General features: G+C 53.6%; 14 protein-coding genes, 1 tRNA gene and 1 pseudogene. 5 read left to right on the top strand and 11 right to left on the bottom strand.

Annotated features, from left to right (window positions below; all coding sequences use genetic code 11):
- Positions 1-87 precede the first annotated feature (87 nt).
- Entirely contained in the window at positions 88-900 is an 813-nt protein-coding gene (locus HCG48_RS16955) for a TlyA family RNA methyltransferase (protein ID WP_168571936.1), read from the bottom strand.
- Positions 901-1156: 256 nt separating this feature from the next.
- Here HCG48_RS16955 and HCG48_RS16950 point away from each other — a divergent pair, with 256 nt between their 5' ends.
- Complete coding sequence (locus HCG48_RS16950; protein WP_168570208.1) at positions 1157-1600, top strand: hypothetical protein; 444 nt, start codon at positions 1157-1159, stop codon at positions 1598-1600.
- Positions 1601-1810: 210 nt separating this feature from the next.
- On the opposite strand, the gene HCG48_RS16945 is transcribed toward HCG48_RS16950, so the two are convergent.
- From HCG48_RS16945 to HCG48_RS16915, 7 genes and pseudogenes are all read right to left on the bottom strand, one after another.
- Positions 1811-2683 carry a cistern family PEP-CTERM protein gene (locus HCG48_RS16945; RefSeq protein ID WP_168570207.1) on the bottom strand — a complete coding sequence of 291 codons (873 nt, stop codon included), beginning with the start codon at positions 2681-2683 and terminating at the stop codon, positions 1811-1813.
- A gap of 726 nt (positions 2684-3409) precedes the next feature.
- The gene (gene fba, locus HCG48_RS16940; protein ID WP_168570206.1) at positions 3410-4492 is read right to left on the bottom strand and encodes a class II fructose-bisphosphate aldolase; all 1083 of its coding nucleotides are present in this window, start codon (positions 4490-4492) and stop codon (positions 3410-3412) included.
- An 853-nt stretch (positions 4493-5345) separates the two neighbouring features.
- Positions 5346-5417: transfer RNA gene (locus HCG48_RS16935), tRNA-Lys, on the bottom strand.
- 68 nt (positions 5418-5485) lie between these two features.
- Entirely contained in the window at positions 5486-6355 is an 870-nt protein-coding gene (locus tag HCG48_RS16930) for an aldose epimerase family protein (protein WP_168570205.1), read from the bottom strand.
- A 70-nt stretch (positions 6356-6425) separates the two neighbouring features.
- A complete protein-coding gene (locus HCG48_RS16925; protein WP_168570204.1) occupies positions 6426-8372 on the bottom strand; it encodes a CapA family protein in 1947 nt (648 codons plus the stop codon).
- A gap of 294 nt (positions 8373-8666) precedes the next feature.
- Positions 8667-9703 (bottom strand): annotated as a pseudogene (locus tag HCG48_RS26890) (RNA-guided endonuclease InsQ/TnpB family protein).
- A gap of 579 nt (positions 9704-10282) precedes the next feature.
- Positions 10283-11203: an alpha/beta fold hydrolase gene (locus HCG48_RS16915; RefSeq protein WP_168570203.1), complete on the bottom strand. Its 921-nt coding sequence runs from the start codon at positions 11201-11203 to the stop codon at positions 10283-10285.
- Between the two features lie 131 nt (positions 11204-11334).
- On the opposite strand from HCG48_RS16915, the gene HCG48_RS16910 reads away from it, so the two are divergent.
- Together HCG48_RS16910 and HCG48_RS16905 are read left to right on the top strand one after the other, a co-directional pair.
- Positions 11335-12015: a ParA family protein gene (locus HCG48_RS16910; protein WP_210437062.1), complete on the top strand. Its 681-nt coding sequence runs from the start codon at positions 11335-11337 to the stop codon at positions 12013-12015.
- On the top strand, positions 12015-12716 hold the full coding sequence (locus HCG48_RS16905; RefSeq protein ID WP_168570202.1) for a hypothetical protein: 702 nt from the start codon (positions 12015-12017) through the stop codon (positions 12714-12716). Before HCG48_RS16910 ends, HCG48_RS16905 begins: the two co-directional genes overlap by 1 nt.
- A gap of 76 nt (positions 12717-12792) precedes the next feature.
- On the opposite strand, the gene HCG48_RS16900 is transcribed toward HCG48_RS16905, so the two are convergent.
- On the bottom strand, positions 12793-13164 hold the full coding sequence (locus tag HCG48_RS16900) for a hypothetical protein (RefSeq protein WP_168570201.1): 372 nt from the start codon (positions 13162-13164) through the stop codon (positions 12793-12795).
- Between the two features lie 112 nt (positions 13165-13276).
- Positions 13277-14986, bottom strand: coding sequence for an ABC1 kinase family protein (locus tag HCG48_RS16895; RefSeq protein WP_168570200.1), 1710 nt, complete (start codon positions 14984-14986; stop codon positions 13277-13279).
- A 280-nt stretch (positions 14987-15266) separates the two neighbouring features.
- Between HCG48_RS16895 and HCG48_RS16890 the strand changes: the two genes are divergently transcribed.
- On the top strand, positions 15267-16505 hold the full coding sequence (locus HCG48_RS16890) for an RNA-guided endonuclease InsQ/TnpB family protein (protein ID WP_168570199.1): 1239 nt from the start codon (positions 15267-15269) through the stop codon (positions 16503-16505).
- 61 nt (positions 16506-16566) lie between these two features.
- Here the strand turns inward: HCG48_RS16890 and HCG48_RS16885 are convergent, their stop codons facing one another.
- The gene (locus tag HCG48_RS16885) at positions 16567-17745 is read right to left on the bottom strand and encodes a DegT/DnrJ/EryC1/StrS family aminotransferase (RefSeq protein ID WP_168570198.1); all 1179 of its coding nucleotides are present in this window, start codon (positions 17743-17745) and stop codon (positions 16567-16569) included.
- A 197-nt stretch (positions 17746-17942) separates the two neighbouring features.
- Between HCG48_RS16885 and HCG48_RS16880 the strand changes: the two genes are divergently transcribed.
- A complete protein-coding gene (locus tag HCG48_RS16880) occupies positions 17943-18722 on the top strand; it encodes an ABC transporter permease (RefSeq protein ID WP_168570197.1) in 780 nt (259 codons plus the stop codon).
- Positions 18723-18726 lie beyond the last annotated feature (4 nt).

The raw sequence follows: 18726 nt of genomic DNA, 5'->3' as shown, positions 1-18726 counted from the left end.
GGTCAAGAGTCGCAGGGGTAAGGGGCGATCGCCTCGGTGGAGTGGTGTCCCCGTCCGCCGATCGCCCTCAGAATTGCCACGATCGCCTTATTGCAGTTCTCGGTGGGCTTGGGCGGTGAGCTCGCCGACGGCGGCGCGATCGCGGGCGGGGGCGTCCCCCTCGGTACTGAGCCACAGCAAGTATTCGATATTGCCCGCCGCTCCCGTAATCGGCGACCAGGTGAGTCCGCGATCGCGCCATCCCCATTCCCGCGCGGCTTCGGCGACTTGACAGATGGCGTCGGCTTGGGCGTCGGGATCGCGCACGACTCCTTTTTTTCCGACGCGCGATCGCCCCACTTCAAACTGCGGTTTGACGAGTAAAACTAGCTCCCGGGGCGCTACGAGCAAATCCCACAGCGCGCTGAGGACTTTGGTTAAGGAGATGTGGTTGAGGTCGGCTACCCCAAAATCGGCGCGCTCGGCGCCGTCTGTGTAGAGATCGGCGGGGGTCAGGTAGCGCAGGTTGGTTCGTTCTTTGACGACGACCCGAGGATCGGTTCTCAGCCCCCAGTCGAGTTGTCCGTAACCAACGTCGATCCCGTAGACGCACTTCGCCCCCGCTTGCAGCAGGCAGTCGGTAAACCCTCCCGTGGAGATGCCCCCGTCGAGACAGACGCGATCGCCGACGTCGATCGCAAAGTATTCTAAGGCTTTGGCGAGTTTTTCGCCCCCCCGCGAGACGAAACGCGCTCGGGCTTTGACTTCGATTTTGGCTCCGGCGGCGATCGGCGTCCCCGGTTTGTCTACGATTTGGCGATCGACCATCACTTCTCCCGCCCGGATCGATCGCTGGGCCAATTGCCGCGACGAACATAAGTTGAGTTCGACTAATAATGTATCGAGTCTTTGTTTGGCCACGTCATCGGTTCCCACGACTGTCCCCGTCGCCGCGATCGCTCCTGCAAGCAACCCAAAGCACGACTGGGGGATTTTGCGATCTTCTATCTTATCGAGCGGTCGAAGCTAAAGACAATATGCACAAAAAGTACGAGGGAATTGTAACTGGTGTTACAATCATCCTGAAATATCGAGGATTGTCGGGCTAGCCCCCTGGGAGGAGCAAGACCGCGAGCGATCGGCGTCCTCGTATCGATCGAACGGAGGAGAATCAGCCATGTTAGAGACGAAACTCAGCCCCCGTGCCGCCCTACTCTATCATTGGATTCGATCGCGCCCTCACCATGACGGCAGGGTAACCCTGGATTTACAAGATTTTCAAGCCTGGACCGCCGAATATCGCGAGAAACCCTACGGCGATCGCGAAGTTCTCGACGCCCTGCGCGAAATTAAAGCACATCAATTCGTCAAAGTTCGCAAAACTCAAGTCACTCTCGATCTGTTAGCGGATCCTCGCGATCGCGAACCCCTCCCCAACCCGGTCTCGATCGAACGGGGCGATCGACCCAATCCCGTGCTACTCGTCTTTACCAGCGTCCTCACCGCTTTCGCATTCGGCTTATTTCCCCTACTGTTCGCTTTCCACCTTTCCCAAGCCAAACCCGGCTCTCCTCTTTCCCCGACCCCCTGGGCCGTCTTGTCCGAGAAAACCGCCGATTAGCCACTTTTCAGTTTGAGTCCATTTCTCCTTCTTGTTTCGCTCCCTTGTCTCGCCGATGGCGATCTCCACCCAAAAACCGCCCCTTCTCAACTCATCGAAGGCGGCGGTTTTGCGATCGCACTCCCCTCCCACGCAAAAAACCCCCCGTGAGTGGGGGGCTAACAGCTCAATGCCAGAAGAAACACGATCTTTCTCCAGCACGGGCTCGGTCTAGCCACTCTTCCCCACAAGTTCGGGTTGTCTTTTTCTACTTTGTCGCAGAAGATTGCCTCCTAATAAGAGTAAAGCGAAGGTCATTGTCGGTTCGGGAACCTTTTTCGGATTGTCCGAACTGGGTGGAATCACCGTTCCCGTTCCGGTTCCACTCGCCCCGATGAACGAGCGATCGCCATCTTCTCCATCAATACTTTGATAGCGAATACCGAAATTACTCATCACGAAACTTTCGACTTCACCGGACAAAGCGAGGGTCGCCTCGAAAGTCTCCGGTTCGTCATCCCGGTAAACGCCCCCATTTCCCGCCCCCTGACACTTATTCCCGTCGGTGAAACAAACGTCAACCGCACCGAATTGATTGGGGAACGATCCGCTTGTAGCCTCACTGAATAACCCACTCGATCGGGTAACCCCCAGATTAGAAGGAGTTTCCGAACTCGACCCGCCTCTACGTCCTTGCGAAGAGTTTCCGGAACTGCTGGCAAACAGCAAGTCTAAAGACTCTCCCAGAAAGTCGGTGACGTCAAACCCCAAGGCGGAACTGCGAGAATTAAGACTGTCACTGGAGGTATTGTCGAGCAGAATTTCAAATCTGGCCTCCGTAATTGTCTTACTGTCGTTCTCGACGCTAGAAAAGCCGAGAAACGTAAAGACAGCCTCCGAAGACAGACCCGCAACATCCTGCCCTTCCCAATTTCCGTCGAAATTGACGGTAAAGCTTTTTGATTGGTCGCTCTGGTCGATACCGATGCTGCCGTCTTCAAAAAAAGTAAATGCAGAAGCGGCAGGTGCGGCACTTGCGGTGTAGATGCTAAAGCATCCAAGTGCCGAAAAGGCTAGAGCGACTTGTTTTAGAGGTCTGAACATGATTTTTTTGAGTCAACCCTATCGGCACGCTGGATAACATCAAACAAATGTGTCATTGTGGTTGCACTCCATTGAGATCGAGCTTTCACGTTGAGATAGTGTTGGCTGGCGTGCAGGGCCAGCGAACTCGTCAATGGTAAATGTAAACATTGCGTTGCAATTGGGCGAACACCTCCTTAAAGATGAAAAATGTACTTACTGTTTTATAGAAGTCCTCTAATCTACTCTATTAATCCTGTCGGCAAGCTGTCCACGTTCGAGCTAAAGCTTTTTGAAATCTTCATCTAGAGAGTAAGATTGATTAAGTTTTAACAGGGTAAGAAAGGGGATTACGAAGTTTTACGGACATGGCGCGATCGCCCTCAAACAGAAATAGATTTGTGCAGTTGTAATGATGCAGTATCGTTCGGCGTGCTGTGGTGTGACTCGAACGCGATCGCCTTTCAAGGGCGATTGGAGTAGAATTACGGTCGGGTTGTAGGCGGAGCTGCCCCCTGTCAATTATGTATTTTTACTGACAATAAAGGAGCCGGGCGATCGCATTTGTCAATCGATCTCAGTAAAGACTTGTAAATTTTTTAAAACCCGATCGCGGCTCGGGGCGATCGCATCCACGGTCACCCCGCCAAAAAAAATCGGGTAGCGGTTAAGCTACCCAAAGTCAAAACACTTTTAGAGACGAGTTCGACGATTCGCTCAGTGCGCGTCAGTCGAACTACAATTCGCTTATTTGGCGGCGGCAGTTTCTTTGGTCACCGCAGTCAATTCGCCTTTCGCATATTTGGCAGCAAACTCATCCAAGCCAACTTGCTTGACTTTGGTGCCGTTACCCGAGCAGCCAAAGGCTTCGTAACGCTCGGCGCACACTTTTTGCATGTACTTCATCGACGGTTTCATGAAGTGGCGGGGGTCGAAGTTCGACGGATCTTTAGCCGCCGCTTCGCGAATCGCCGCCGTGATCGCCAAGCGGTTGTCGGTGTCGATATTGACTTTGCGAACGCCGCTCTTGATGCCTTTTTGGATTTCTTCGATCGGTACGCCGTAGGTCTCGGGAATACTACCGCCGTACTGGTTGATCATTTCGAGCAGATCTTGGGGCACGGAGGAAGAACCGTGCATGACCAAGTGGGTGTTGGGCAGGCGGTTGTGAATTTCTTCGATCCGGCTGATGGCGAGGATTTCGCCCGTCGGTTTGCGGGTGAATTTGTAAGCGCCGTGGCTGGTTCCGATCGCGACGGCGAGCGCATCGACTTGAGTCGCTTCTACGAATTGAACGGCTTCGTCGGGGTCGGTTAACAACTGCTCTTTGCTGAGGGTTCCTTCAAACCCGTGACCGTCTTCTTTATCACCTTTTCCGGTTTCGAGAGAACCCAAGCAACCGAGTTCGCCTTCAACACTGGCGCCGACGGCATGGGCGACTTTAACGACTTCGGCGGTCACCGCAACGTTGTAATCGAAGCTGGCGGGAGTTTTGGCGTCGGCTTCGAGAGAACCGTCCATCATCACGCTGGTGAAGCCGTGACGGATGGCGGAATAGCAGGTGGAGGGAGCGTTACCGTGGTCTTGGTGTAAGGCGATCGGCAGGTGGGGATAGCTTTCCACTGCGGCTTGCACCAAGTGACGCAGGAAGTGTTCGCCAGCGTAGGAGCGAGCGCCGCGAGACGCTTGCAGGATCACGGGGCTGTTGGTTTCGTCAGCCGCGCGCATGATCGCGAGGATCTGCTCCATGTTGTTGACGTTATAAGCGGGGATGCCATAACCATTTTCTGCTGCGTGATCGAGCAGAAGCCGCATTGGAACGAGAGCCATAGATTTTTCCTCCTAATTTTGTATTTTGCGAGAGACTCGCTTTTAGTCAATCTTAATCGTTACAGACCATCTTAAGTTGACACTCTGACAGTCCCCGGACTAAAGTCGCGAGGATTCTTGGGCTGAATCCTGCCTCCACTAGCCATGCCAGTCTCGGTCTTACAGTTTCATGTCTAGTCCGACTACACCTTTTACAGCAAGCACTCTGATGGACTACTCCCCAAGCGTAAATTCGGGTATGCCCTTACCCTACTCAATTCTTGTTTCGATCTCCCACCTATGCCGTATTCTTTCTTAGAGGGCATTGAGGTAGTGGGGCAACTCCTATAGAGTTGGTGACACTAGCCTTTTGACAACAGTCAGTTTGCATGTCACGACTACACATCTGATTTTCGGTTTCATTTGATTATACTAGAAAGCCGTCGTAGGACGACGGGGTTTTAGACCCCAAATTTTCGACAAATTTCGCTTGATGGCGAACGATCTCTACAAAGCAGAAATTTTAAGGTTTTACGGTTTCGAGGGCGATCGCCATAGCCGATCGGTTGTCGAAATTTAGACGGACGGCACGATCGCGACTGGGGTACATGAGGGCGATCGTAACGGCGAGTTGTCGTTTATTCCACTTGAGAAATCGACGAAACGAGGGAACTAAAAATCATCGCGCGATCGCCTTTGGCGATCGACGAGGGTACTCAATTTGTCCGTCAAATATTGACAATCTGGAATGGATTTGATGTTTGCTAACGGCAAAATCAATGGAAGGTCATCCCTCCAACTCCCTAAAGGAGAACGGAAGATCTTTCCGAGATTGCCCGCGAGCGGGGAAAAATGTTGACCTTCCGGTGGTAAATGGGTCGCCCGGGATTCGAACCCGGAACTAATCGGTTAAAAGCCGAGTACTCTACCGTTGAGTTAGCGACCCGCGCGTTTCTCGTTTCCGACGCACCTTAGCTAGGTTAGCACGAGCTTTTTGAGAACGCAATACCTTTTTCAAAAAAAATCGACACTCAAGCGAACTTGGGTCTCCCACTTGTCTCCCGGGGCCAGACGGATGAGGTGCTGACCTGTATTGAGGGCATTGCGGGGGGAACTCCACGGTTCGAGACAGTAAAACTCTTTGCCCTCGATCGTCCAAAACACCAAATTCGAGTAACTGGCTTTGTACAACATTCTGACTTGCAGTTGGCGCTGGCGATCGCGTACCGTCGCCGCCAGTCCGGTGACTTTTGTAAACGCCGCATCGATTTCCGGGCGATCGAAATCGAACGTTCCGGTAAACGGATGTTTGCGATGGGTGGTTTGGTCGTAGAATTGAACCGCCGGAATTTTAAATTGGAGCTGGCTTTTGTCCGCCGTCCAAAAATAAGGATGCAGGCCCGTGGCGAAGGGCATTGTTTCCTCGGAGCGATTGGTATAGCGTTGGTCGATTTCGAGGATGTTGCCTTTGAGAGTGTAGGTAAAGGCCAACTCGAAGTCAAACGGGTAGAGGCTGCGGGTCAAGTCGTTACTTTCGAGAATCAGGGTAATGCTGACCCCTTCCTGGGTGTTGCGATCGCTCACCCGCCAGGGCAAATCGCGGGCGAAGCCGTGTTGTTTGAGTTGGTATTCTCGACCGCGATAGGTATAGGTATCGTTGGGAAGGTTGCCGCAGATGGGAAACAAAATGGGAATACCGCCGCGAACGCTGAGGTTGGGATTGGCAAAACGTCCGGTATCTAAATAGAGCAGGTCGTGACCGCAATATTGCCAGCGCGTAATTATCCCGCCGCGTTCGGGAACGACTTCAAGCCGAGACGGGGTGGCTTGGTCGGAGAGAATGTAGGTTTTGTACTGTTGTTGTTCAACTGCGATCGCAAACACTTTTTGTCCTTTGTCCTCGTTCGGTATGTCCCTAACCCGTAGACCGTAGCCCTTGCGTCCGGTAATGCTACTAACTTCTGCCGTTGGTTTTCGCGAAAGCAGACGGTTCGATTTTTTTCTGCCGAATCGCAGTGGTGGTCACGCCGAGGGCGCCCACCGCCAAAGCCGTAGCGACGACCAACCCGGCTTGAGAGCCGCGCCCGGAGGCTTCTGCGGCTTCCCGGTCGGAGGGGCGATCGCCCGCCGCCGTCAGTTCCTCAGCCTCGCTTGCCGCCGTAAACGGCGACACGTCGAAGCTTTCCCCCTCGGCTCGTCCGGCTTCCGACGGGGGATTTTCCTCCAAAGACGCTGTGCGATCGCCCGGGGCTTCGCCCGCGACCTCCTCTTCTGACTTCGGTGCTGCCGACTCCTGCACCGGACTCGCCGCCGCCGTCGTAGTGCCGTGGCGCCCTTCGAGAATCATCGGCGAAACCATCGGTTGCTCGAAACTCCCGGAGAGCATTTCGATCTGTTGGAGAATGCGATCGCTGCGTTCCCCGGTGACGACGCGCGGTTGGTACTTCTGAACCTCCACGGGCAGAAATTCCACCTTCATTTGACCCTCGCGCAGGGCAATCTTCAATACTGCCGTATCGTAATCGCTGCGCGCATTGCCCCCAAAAATAAAATTCCCTAACGAATAGGCGATCGGACGATCCTTGTAAATCTCCGCCCCTTGCAACACGTGGGGATGGTGTCCGACGATCGCGTCGGCCCCTCGATCGATCGTGTAACGGGCGAGCTGAGTTTGCCAGACATCCGGATAATTCGCCAACTCCACCCCCCAATGGAAATTCACCACAATCCATTCCACCTCATCGCGAACCGCCTGCAGATCTTCCGCAATCCGTTCCTTCAACCCCCGATTCGTCCCCGGCGTTTCCCCCACTGCCGCGTGAAAATCTCCCGTATAGTAGCCGAAATAAGCAATACGCTGACCCTTCACTTCCACGATCTTCGGTCGTCGGGCTTCGGTCAGGTTCATCCCCGCACCGACCGCGTGAATGCCCGCCCCCGCCAAGGTCTCTAGGGTTTCTTGCAATCCCGGCCCGTTGTAGTCCATCGCGTGGTTGTTCGCCAAATTGACCAGATCGACGCCGCCGTGTTCGAGTACTTCCACCATTGCCGGATCGCTTTTAAAATTGAACGCTTTCGGGCGGATCGTGTCCGCTTTCGTCAGCGTTCCTTCTAAATTAACCATCGCCACATCCGCATCGCGGTATTCCGGCATTTGGTCGAAGCCCCAAGCATAATCGTTCCCGATCAGATCTTCAAACCCGTCGCTGAGAGTCACGTCGCCGCCAAACATCAGGGTCACCGTCGGATCGGTCGGGTCGAGTACCGCATCGTGTCGGGTGACCGGAATCGTTTCTAACGCGGCGCTTACCGTCATCGGTCGCCCGGATTCGTTCGCGGCTCGATCGCCGGAGGAGGAAGAGTGGTCTAAGGCTTTGTGGCGGAGGTCGGCGTAACTGAGGGCAAACCCGATCGCGAAGGACGCCACCGCTACCCCTCCGGCGAGCAAGCAGACCCGCAACAGCTTGAAATTCAACCATTCGGCGGCTTTTTTCACTCCGGCTTGCAAGTATTTGAGATATTTAAGCCGTCGTTGCTGGTTGGCGGGGGTGACGATCCGAATCGATTGATTCCATAAAATATTGGGCTGTTCTCGGGCTAAGGGATTGGCCCAGGTGGCCACGATCCGAACCCCGTCGATCGCCTCGGAGTTGAGCCGCCAGATGTGATGGCAAATAAATTTAATCAGGCTTTCGCGCAGTTGCACGTACAGATCCTGGCGGTCGGGGAGGGTTTGAAATTCCAAGCGAATGGGCAGACAGCCGCCATTGACGGGCTGAACCCGGGCGTAAATGCCTTGAGGAGCTAAATAACTGTTGATTAAATAGGCGATCGCCCGAAAATTTCCCTCCCTCGCCAGATTGAGCATCGACGGTTGCGCTGTGGTGCTGTAGCCGATCATTCTCTTGACTCCTCCTAGGTACTCCTCAAGCCCGATTTTAGATTTTAAATGAGGTTTTTCGTTTGATGGATGGAAACGCGCTGGGTTCGACCTGCTCCCCAATTTAGAGGGGTGTTGCGTTGGGTGTCGATCGGTTGGCCCGGCGATCGCGATCGCGCTGCCCTTCGGCTGCGGTCAAGTTCAGTCGAGTTCAAAGGTAGTTTACTCTAACCGCTCTCTAAAACTTACTCAAACTTAATCATTTGATGTTTAGTTCCTAGCTTGGATCTTCCAAGACCTTTCCATCACGCTTGCTTACACGGCTGAGCTCTCCGCGTTTTCTAGATTAATTGCCGCATTTAAGTCACGATCTATGGAGGCGTGACAGTTCGGACAATCATACTGTCTTCGGTCCAGTGGCATTTTTTGTTGGTGTCCGCAGTTAGAACAGATCTGCGAACTGGGATACCACGGGTCAATCAATGTTAATTTGCTCCCATACCACTCGCATTTATACTCAAGTTGACGACGGAACTCATAAAACCCACCATCCGCAATCGCACCAGCCAGCTTGTGATTTTTGAGCATCCCTGACACATTTAAGTCTTCAATTTTTACTTCGCCGTGGTTCTTGGCTAAGTAAGTTGTTAACTTGTGTAAATGGTCGGCTCTAATATCCGCGATGCGTCGGTGGGCCTTAGCTAATTTGACTTTAGTTTTTTCTCGGTTTTTACCTCCTTTTTGACGGCGGCTTAGTTCTTTCTGGAGTTTGGCCAGTTTTTTCTTGGCCTGACGATAAGCTTTCGGATTGGGATAGATTTTACCATCGCTCAGGGTGGCCTTTTAATTCCTACATCTACCCCAATCCGCTCCCTATCCCCCTTCGCCCCCCTTTCAAAGGGGGGTTGGGGGGATGGTTCAAAATCAATTTTGAAGGCAATATACCAGTCCCCTGCTCGTTTACTTATGGTGACGTTTTTGGGATAGACTGGCGGTAACTGTTCGTGGCTTTTTACCCAACCGATCCGAGGTAGCTTTACCCAATCACCGGAAATTTTAATGCTTCCTTCCAGGTAAAAACTATCTTTGACATTCTTTTTTTTAAACTTGGGGAAACCTGTTCCTTTGACTTGCCCAACTCGCTTAAACGCTTTATTGAGGTGACGCAACGCTTCTTGAGGGCTACATTTGGAGACTTCATAGTACCAAGGATTCCGACTTTTTACCTCGGCGACTAATCTTTTGTGTAAGTCTATGGCACTCGGGAGTTTACCTCCGGTTTCTAATATTTTCTTACAGGTAGCCAGTCCCCAATTCCAAGCGTGTCGAGCGACTCCTGCATGTTTCGCCATCAGCGTTCGTTGTCGGTTATTTAAGTCTAGCTTGGTCTTAAAGCCTTTCACTGACTTTTTTTAACTCCTAAACAATCTTTTTGTTCGGCTAACTTCAATTACCATAAAGACTAGCAGAAAACAATGGAGATGGTGAAATCCGCGATTTTTGCGGCTTCAATCTTTCTAAAATTACTCAAATCTCTATCATAGCATAAAAAGTGAGTGAGTTTAAGAAACTTTAGGTAGAAATTTAAACATTTTAACCCGCAGGACAATCCCAGAGGACGCGCGGCTTTTTCTGAGGTTGCCGCGAGATCGACTGGCTCGCCGGGACGAATGGAGTAGATGCGTTCGCGCAGGGTCTCCCCAGGAGAATCGCGCTTCGCCGCCGGGGTTCCGGCGATCGGACGACGGAACTTAGAGCGGGGAACATAGATCTATTGATAGCCGAGATCCGCGCGATTGTCTCGGTTGACGGCGCGAACGCAACACCTTTTAACGCAATTGTCCCGAAAATTGGCGTCCGACGGCAGCGCGTTGCCCTTAGCGACCCCTAACGCCTACGGCGTCCCTGGGCTAACGGCGGATTGCCCGTTTTTATTGAGAACGCGCCGATCGCATTTCTCCGTCAATCCAGCCTAAAATAGCGTCGTTGACCGCTTCGGGTCGTTCGTCGTAAAGGACGTGTCCGGTGTCGGGAACCGACACTAATTTTATCCGGGGGTTTAACGGTACGATCCGACTGGCTCCCGCGAAAGGAATCACCCGATCGGATTCTCCCCAAATTAACAAGATCGGCAAAGTTAAGGGCGAGAGTAATTCCGCCACGTCGGGGCTGTAGTCCGGATCGTTGCGCGATAAAGACAGGCGGTAAAAGACTTCCAAGGCGCCGCGATCGCGCGCTGGGGCTGCAAATAACTCGACCAATTCGCGATCGACCAATTCGTCCCGGGTGTAGAGACTTCGCAAAACTTTGCGTAAAAATCCGGGCTGGCGGACCAGTTGAAACAAGGGCCACAGCAAGATCGGCGACGAGAAAAAGCGTTCTAAGGCGCGCGCCCACGCCGGGGGTTGGCGCGGTTGCGGGTCGGGTAAGGTCAGCAGGGCCAGCCCTCGCGCCATTTCGGGATAGGTGGCGACGGCGGTTAAGGCGACTAAGGATCCGAGGGAGTGACCGACGACGATCGCCTCGCGTCCGATGAAGTTGTGCCAAAAATCGTAAACTAAATCGGCCCACAGTCCGACTCGGTAATGGGTCGAGGCTTTTTCGGAAGCGCCGAACCCGAGGAAGTCGAGGGCGTAGACGGTGTGATCTTCGCTTAAGGGATGCAAGTTGGCGCGCCACTGACCCAGGGCCGAACCGAACCCGTGCAGCAGCAGGATCGGCAGGCTGTGCGATCGCCGTCGGCGCGATCGGATGTAGGTATAGCGGATTTGATAGCCCCGCCAGATCCAATCCCGGCGGACGCCGAGGGGGTGGTCTTGGGCGGAAACGAACGGAGGTCGCGATCGCGTCATCTTCGGTGAATGGGTTTAGATTTGAAAACGCAGGCGCCGAGACGATCGCTTGCCAGATCCACCGGGGAAACGCCCCGATAAAGCGGTATATTGAAAGCGATCGCCTCCCATGCATTGAAGGATTCGTAGCCTTGCCCAGAACATCTCCCGCCCAACCCTCTGCCCGTCGCCAACAACACCCGTCGAGAGTGGTTGCGATCGCCAACGGTAAAGGCGGCGTCGGCAAAACTACCACCGCCGTCAACCTCGCGGCGGCTTTAGCCCCTAAGTATAGGGTGTTACTGGTCGATTCCGACCCTCAAGGATCCGCGACCTGGTGGGTGCAGCGCGGCGATCGCGATTTGGACTTCGATATCGCTCAAGAAAGCGATCCGAAGCTCTTGGGGCGCTTGCGCCAGGTTGAAGGCTACGATCTGATTTTAGTAGATACCCCCCCCGCATTACGTTCGGAAGCGTTAGCCGCCGTCGTCGCTTGTGCCGATTATTTACTGTTGCCGACCCCTCCGGCGCCGATGGATTTAGCGGCGCTGATCGATACGGTTCGCGAAGCTGTCATGCCTGTCGGGGTGGCCCATCGGGTTTTGTTGACCCGCGTCGATTCGCGCAGTCTCAAGGAAGCACTGGAAGCGCAGAATACGTTATTGGAGTTGGGAATTCCCGCGTGTCATGCGTTCGTGCGATCGTATAAAGCTCACGAACGAGCGGCCCTCGAAGGATTGCCCATCGGTCGGTGGCGGGGCAAAAATGCCAAAGAAGCGGAGGCGGATTACCGCCGGGTAGCCAATGAATTACAGCGAGACTGGAGGAATTGATGGCTAAGAAGCGTTTGACCGATTTAATTCGAGAAGAAGCCGGGCGATCGCCGCAATCCGGAGAGACGGAAGCTTCCTCGGAGGCGACGGCGTCGGTTGAAGCGATCGGCGACCATCCCGAAGCCTTGAAAGCTGCCGTCACCGAGTTGAAGACGGCGTTACAAGAAGCTCTGGAAAATGAAAAAGTTTACGATCGCGCGATCGCCGATCTCGAAGGCAAACTAAAAGACGAACAACAGCGCGCCCAAGAGTTAGAAGAGAGTTTACAACAAGGCGATCGCCTAGCTCGCGAAGGCTGGCAACAAGCCGAAAGCGAATTAAAAGCTGGGTTAGAAGAACAAGAAAACTTAATTCAAAAGCTGCAAGGCGACCTTAAAACTGCCGAGAAAAGTTATTCTAAATTAGAAAAAGAACGGGACAAGCTCAAAAGCGATCTTGCGGAACAAAAAGAGTTAGTCAAGCAACTCAAAGCCGATTTAAAACACGCGGAAAGACTGAATCGAGATTTAGAACAAACGAAAGCGGACGCCCTGCATTTAGCTGAAGAAAACGAACAGTTAAAGCACGAACTCGACGAGGTGAAAGACCGATCGCCCGGTCCCTCGCAAGGGGCGATCGCCCTGATTCCCCGGCGCCCGGGGCCGTCGGACAAGGTGCTGCCGGATCCGTTGGCGAAAAACGATATTAATTGGCTCGACTGAAGCGGCAGATCGCGGCAGGCGGGCGACTCGGCGAGCCCTCGACCGCGATCGCGCCCGCCGTTCTCTCCCCTTTTTCCTACACGAAACCGTCGAGGTCGAGGGCTTTAGATCCGCCGCGTTCGAGTTCCACTAACAACTTGCCGAGTTGCCACCAAACCAACCAAGCGGTGAGAACCGTGAGCGGTAAAGAAGCAATATAGGAGAAATTGGTCGGAAAACCAAAAATTTGCAACCCCGAGGCGAGGAAGACGCAAATTCCCCCCGCCATTCCTAAAAACGGCAGTTGCAGTTCCCAGCCTTTGTCTCGCGAAAGAGTTAAATTAGAGCGATCGCGCGACCACTGTCTGACAAACTGTTCCAGAGCAGCTTTGAACGCCACCCCGGAAGCGATTCCCGCCAGCAGACTGGCGAGGAGGAGAAAGTAGGGCGGTTCGGGAAAAATAGACACGAAGACTCCTTGTTTTAGCTTGAGTTTTAGGTTTAACGGTTACGGTCAAACCGTCGGGGTTCGACGATCGAGCAGTGTAGCGCGTTATGGCCGTCGGGGGGCGATCTCCGAGCTAAGATTCGCTCTTAAACGCCGCCAGGGTCGCCACCGAAGGCAGTAAAGCTGCCGCACTTTCCCCGGACAAGTGGGCGATCGCTCCGAGGGCCGCATCGAACAAGCGTGCGGGTTTGAGGTCGTCTTTCACTAAGTTCCACAAGCTTTGAACTTCTTCGGTATGCAGGCGATCGTCTTCGGTCAGGGCCAGTAACAGTTGGCGCCGCAAGAAGGCCCCTTCTTCCGAGAGTAAATATTGCAAGCCGAGTCCGGCGGTGGGTAACAAGTCGAAGTTGCCGTCGGAACGGGCGATCGCGATCATGTTTTCCAGGCGATGCCATTGGAATTTACCGTTTTTAAACAGCACTTCTAACAAGCGCCGTCGCAGTTGCGGCGATTCCCCTTGCAGTAAGCGCCGCGCCACGTAAGGATAGGCAATATCGACAATTTTGAACTCCGGATCGATGCTCAGGGCCAGCCCTTCTTGGGTGACCACGGAACGAATGATTAAGGCAAATTTAGCCGGAACCCGAAACGGGTAATCGTACATCAATTCGGAGAAGCGATCGGTGACGGTTTTAAAATTAAACTCCCGGACGCTTTGACCGACAATATCCCCCAACACTTCTTCTAAAGCCGGAACGATCGGCCAAATGTCGGTTTCTGGGGTTAAAAAACCCAATTTGACAAAATCTTGCGCCAGATCCAGATAGTCTTTATTGATTAAATGAACCACCGCATCGACGAGGTTTTCTTTCGTCTGCTCGTCGAGTTGGTCCATCATGCCGAAATCGATGTAGGCCATACTGCCATCCCGGGTGGCGAATAGGTTACCCGGGTGTGGATCCGCATGGAAAAAACCGAATTCTAGGAGCTGTTGCAAGCCACTGGTGACGCCAATTTCGATGACGGCGTTGCGATCGATGCCCGCGTCTTCGATTTCTTGCATTCCTGTCAGTTTGAACCCGTCGATCCATTCGAGGGTCAAAACGCGGCTGCTGGTATAGCGCCAATAGATTTGCGGGACTTTGACTTGGGGGTTTTCGCTAAAGTTAGCGGCAAATTTTTCGGCGTTGCGCGCTTCGTTGAGATAGTCGATCTCTTCAAACAGTTTGATCCCGAATTCGTCTACGATCGTGGCGAGATCGTGACCTAAATTGAGGGGCAGCCAGGGCCGCAGTAACCGGGCCGCCAAGCGTAAAATATAGAGGTCGAGGGCGAGGGTGGGTTTGAGGTTGGGGCGTTGGACTTTGACCGCCACCGTTTCGCCGCCGTGGAGTCGGGCTTTATAAACTTGTCCCAAACTGGCTGCGGCTACGGGGTTTTCGGAGAATTCGGCATAGATGTCTTCGATCTGGCGATCGAGTTCCCGTTCGATAATCGATCGCGCCAGAGGGGTATCGAAGGGAGGGAGTTTATCTTGAAGTTTGACCAGTTCTTCTAAGAAGTCTTTGCGAACGAGATCCGGTCGGGTGGAAAGGGCTTGTCCGACTTTGATAAAGGTCGGTCCGAGATGGGTGAGGATGTCTCGCAGTTGTCTGGCCCGTTTGCCCTTGTTGTTCTCGACGCGATCGCGCCATTCATCCCATTTCAAGCCTAAAACAAAACTGGCAAAATACCAGAAGGCAACGAGGGTTCGCCAAATGACTTTCCAGGGACGATAGCGGTAATAGCTCGCGATCGCTTCGGGATCGTAGCGTCGGAGTCGAGCAAGTGGATGAGAACTCACGCCTTTTTTCGCCTCTAAATTGTAGGAGTGGATTTAATTTGCAATTATTATTGGGGTTCTTCTGTCTTTGATTGTATCATTTTCTTAACTCAATGAGATAAAACTATACACGATCGACAACCCCCCGGCGACCTTTAGCTTAATCGGCGGGAAGCCCCGCACTCTACGCGAAGCGTGAGTATCGGGATGAAAGCCGAGGCGATGGAGTGGAACGCAGTCGCCATACTCTTTCGCGATTTTCTAGGGAACATTGCTGTTTCTCCTAAGTTATAATACCTACATGCTTGTATTGACCTACTCATACCGGATTTACCCAGATCTCGAACAAGAACTCCAGATGCTGAATTGGCTGGAGACTTGCCGCCAGGTCTACAACTATGCGGTCGGAGAGCGCAAGGACTGGATCGACAGTCGGAAGTGCTCGGTCAATGCTTGCACTCTCCAGAAGGAGTACATCATTCCAGCCGACACCCCCTATCCCAATTACTACCGTCAGAAAAAGGCGTTAACTGAAGCTAAGAAAACCAATCCTGAACTCAAAGCGGTTCATTCTCAGGTGCTTCAGGATGTCATGGGGAGGGTTGATGCTGCTTTCGTCGCATTCCACCAAAAGCGAACTGGGTTTCCTCGGTTCAAGAAATTTGGTCGGATGCGGTCATTTCTGTTTCCGCAGATCAAAGGTGAGGCGATTGATGGCAACAGCATTAAGCTGCCAAAAATCGGCCAGGTGCCTATCAACTTGCATCGCCCCATCCCAGAGGGCTTTGCTCTAAAAGCTGTTCGGGTCGTGCGGAAACATTCAGGCTGGTACGCCATGCTGATTCTAAAAGCTGACGTTGATGTACCCGACATCCCGCCAGAAGGTCATGCCCTGGGGCTGGATGTGGGTCTGGAGTATTTTCTATCCACCTCTGATGGCGAGCAGGTTTCTCGTCCTCGTTTCTTCAATAAGCTGCACCGCAAGCTGAAATCGCTGCAACGTAGGCTAAAAGGGAAGCAGAAGGGGTCGAAAAACTGGCTCAAGTTAATCGAGCGGATCGGTCGAGTTCACGAAAATATTGCGAATTACCGTCTGGACTGGCAGTTTAAGCTGGCTCATCATCTCTGCGATCGAGCCGGGATAATATTTGTTGAAGACTTGGACTTCAGGACACTCGCTAAGGGCTTCCTTGGCCAACAGATGGTTGATGCTGGCTTGGGTCAGTTCGTCAACATTGTGCTGCCGTGGGTGTGCTGGAAGCGTGGTGTCTACTACAGCAAGGTCAATCCTAGAGGCACCAGCCAGGAATGCCCTGAGTGTGGGGCTCAAGTCCGCAAGGAACTAAAAGACCGCATTCACCATTGCGGTGAATGCGGTTCCATCAAGCCCAGAGATGTTGCCAGCGCTCAAGTTATTCGCAATCGTGGCCTCTCAGTCGTGGGTCTCACGGCTGATGAAATCGCCTGTGGACGGGTTCTGTCGGGGGCATTGCCTAGACAAGACCGAACGAAGCAGGTAGTCGCTGGAGCGATCCGGTGAAGCCCGCGCTGTACCGTTGGCGAAGCCTGCGCGAAGCGCATAGGTCAGCGTCGGGAGAACGTCACGAGGGCAGGGTTTGAGGGTCGCCCAGTTGAGAGAGCGCGTCTTTCACTACAGTGATAATTCGATCTTGTTCGGGATGGGAGAGTTCCGGAAACATCGGCAGGGATAGGACTTCCGTGCAGATACGCTCGACGAGAGGCAGTTGGCCGCTTCGATACCCTAAATGCCGATAAACGGGTTGTAGGTGTAAGGGAAAGGGGTAATAAATGCTCGTGGCAATCCCCGATTCTTGCAGGGAGCCTTGGAGGCGATCGCGCGTCGAAATCGCTCCCCCGTTGTCGGTATTTTGGGACGGTCGGGACTGGGGAACTCGGATGGTGTACTGATTCCAGACCGAGATCGCCCCGGCGCGCACCGAAGGAACCGCGATCGCGTCCACCGCCGCAAGGCATTGGCTGTAAGTGGTGGCGATCGCCTGTCGTCGGGCATTCCAACCGTCGAGATAGCGTAATTTCACCCGTAAAATTGCCGCTTGCAAGGCGTCTAAACGACTGTTAGCCCCCAATTCTTCGTGATAGTAGCGCGCACTGGCTCCGTGGTCTTTTAAGCGCCGAATGCGCCGGGCGATCGCCGGATCGTTCGTCGTCACCGCACCGCCATCGCCAAAGGCCCCTAAGTTTTTGGTCGGAAAGAAACTAAAACAGCCCACCGTTCCGAGACTGCCCACGGGCCGACCCTGCCAGCGCGCCCCCGTCGCTTGGGCGCAGTCCTCGACAATGGCTAACTGATGGGATGCGGCGATCGCCCCCAACCGGGTCATATCCGCAGGTTGACCGAATAGATGCACCGGAACGATCGCCCGCGTTTTCTCAGAAATCGCCGCCTCCACTTGTTGCGCGTCGAGATTAAACGTTTCGTCAATATCCACAAACACGGGAGTGGCCCCAGTTAACGAAATCGTTTCCGCCGTAGCGAAAAAGGTAAACGGGGAGGTAATCACTTCATCCCCCGGGCCGACGTCGAGGGCCCTCAAGGCCAAATAAAGGGCATCCGTCCCGGAATTGCACGCCACGCATTCGGACGTTCCCACGTAAGTCCCAAATTCTGCCTCAAACTCTGCCACTTGTGGACCGCCGATATACTGTCCGGAGACTAAAACATCTCCGACGGCGGCTTCGATCTCGTGGCGGATCGTTTGGTATTCTCGTGCTAAGTCGATCGGGGGTATTTTACTCATTCCTCACTCCCATCCAGCGTGACTGCCTGTTTCGATTGTCTCGCGAAATTGCCCCATCGTATTCGAGGACGCGCTCAACTTGAGCGCACCACAGGCTTGAGCGCAGCACAGGCTTGGGAATGTTTCTTTTCCCTGCTTTTCCCCTGTTCCCTCTGACAAGATTGCCTCCTCCCTAGTCCCTTCTAACCTTCCCCTCTATGGAACGCATCGAACTCGATCTGCTCGATTTAGGATTATCTGTAGGCTTGATTGCCGTGGCGATCGCCCTGTCAATTTGGCAGCAATTGGGTTTGCAAGGACAACTCGCTTTAGCGGCGGCGCGGACGGTGGTTCAGTTGCTCGTCGTCGGTACTTTTTTAGAGGCGGTGTTCGAGTGGAAAAATCCCTGGGCAATTTTGGCAGTGTTGGCGGTCATGTTGACGATCGCCTCGATTGTTGCCAAAAATCGGATCGGCAATAAACTCCCCAACGTCTTGCCGATGGTGTGGGGGTCGATTTGTTTCAGTAGTGCGCTGACGATGACCTATGTCAATCTGGTCGTCTTGCGCGAGCCGCAAGCCTGGAGCGATCCTCACTATATTATTCCCCTGACTGGGATTGTTTTGGGCAATGCGACCAATGCGGCGGCGATCGCCGGAGAACGACTGGCGACGACACTCAACAATACCCAAATTGAAATCGAAACCCATTTATCTTTGGGAGCGACCCCCCAACAGGCGATCGCCTCCTATCGTCGCGAAGCGATCCGGGCCGGACTGATTCCGACCCTCAACGCGATGATGGTCGTGGGAATCGTGACTTTACCCGGGATTATTACCGGACAGTTGCTCAGTGGCGTCAAGCCGCTCAATGCGGCAGCTTATCAGATTTTGATTATGTTCATGCTGGCTTGTGTCAACCTGCTGACGGCGTTGTTAGTGACCCGGGGAATTGCCGGGAAATTTTTCAACGACGAGGCCCAGTTGCAACAGTTTTAGGCAC

The sequence above is a fragment of the Oxynema aestuarii AP17 genome (assembly GCF_012295525.1).
GTDB lineage: Bacteria > Cyanobacteriota > Cyanobacteriia > Cyanobacteriales > Laspinemataceae > Oxynema > Oxynema aestuarii.
Note: the sequence above shows the minus strand (reverse complement) of the source record. Positions and strands in the feature narration are given on the sequence as shown.

Excerpts from the sequence above, each read along its gene's own strand:
- HCG48_RS16950 (WP_168570208.1), top strand. The coding sequence starts at position 1,157 with ATGTTAGAGACGAAACTCAGCCCCCGTGCCGCCCTACTCTATCATTGG.
- HCG48_RS16945 (WP_168570207.1), bottom strand. The coding sequence starts at position 2,683 with ATGTTCAGACCTCTAAAACAAGTCGCTCTAGCCTTTTCGGCACTTGGA.
- fba (WP_168570206.1), bottom strand. The coding sequence starts at position 4,492 with ATGGCTCTCGTTCCAATGCGGCTTCTGCTCGATCACGCAGCAGAAAAT.
- HCG48_RS16925 (WP_168570204.1), bottom strand. The coding sequence starts at position 8,372 with ATGATCGGCTACAGCACCACAGCGCAACCGTCGATGCTCAATCTGGCG.
- HCG48_RS16915 (WP_168570203.1), bottom strand. The coding sequence starts at position 11,203 with ATGACGCGATCGCGACCTCCGTTCGTTTCCGCCCAAGACCACCCCCTC.
- HCG48_RS16905 (WP_168570202.1), top strand. The coding sequence starts at position 12,015 with ATGGCTAAGAAGCGTTTGACCGATTTAATTCGAGAAGAAGCCGGGCGA.
- HCG48_RS16890 (WP_168570199.1), top strand. The coding sequence starts at position 15,267 with ATGCTTGTATTGACCTACTCATACCGGATTTACCCAGATCTCGAACAA.
- HCG48_RS16885 (WP_168570198.1), bottom strand. The coding sequence starts at position 17,745 with ATGAGTAAAATACCCCCGATCGACTTAGCACGAGAATACCAAACGATC.
- HCG48_RS16880 (WP_168570197.1), top strand. The coding sequence starts at position 17,943 with ATGGAACGCATCGAACTCGATCTGCTCGATTTAGGATTATCTGTAGGC.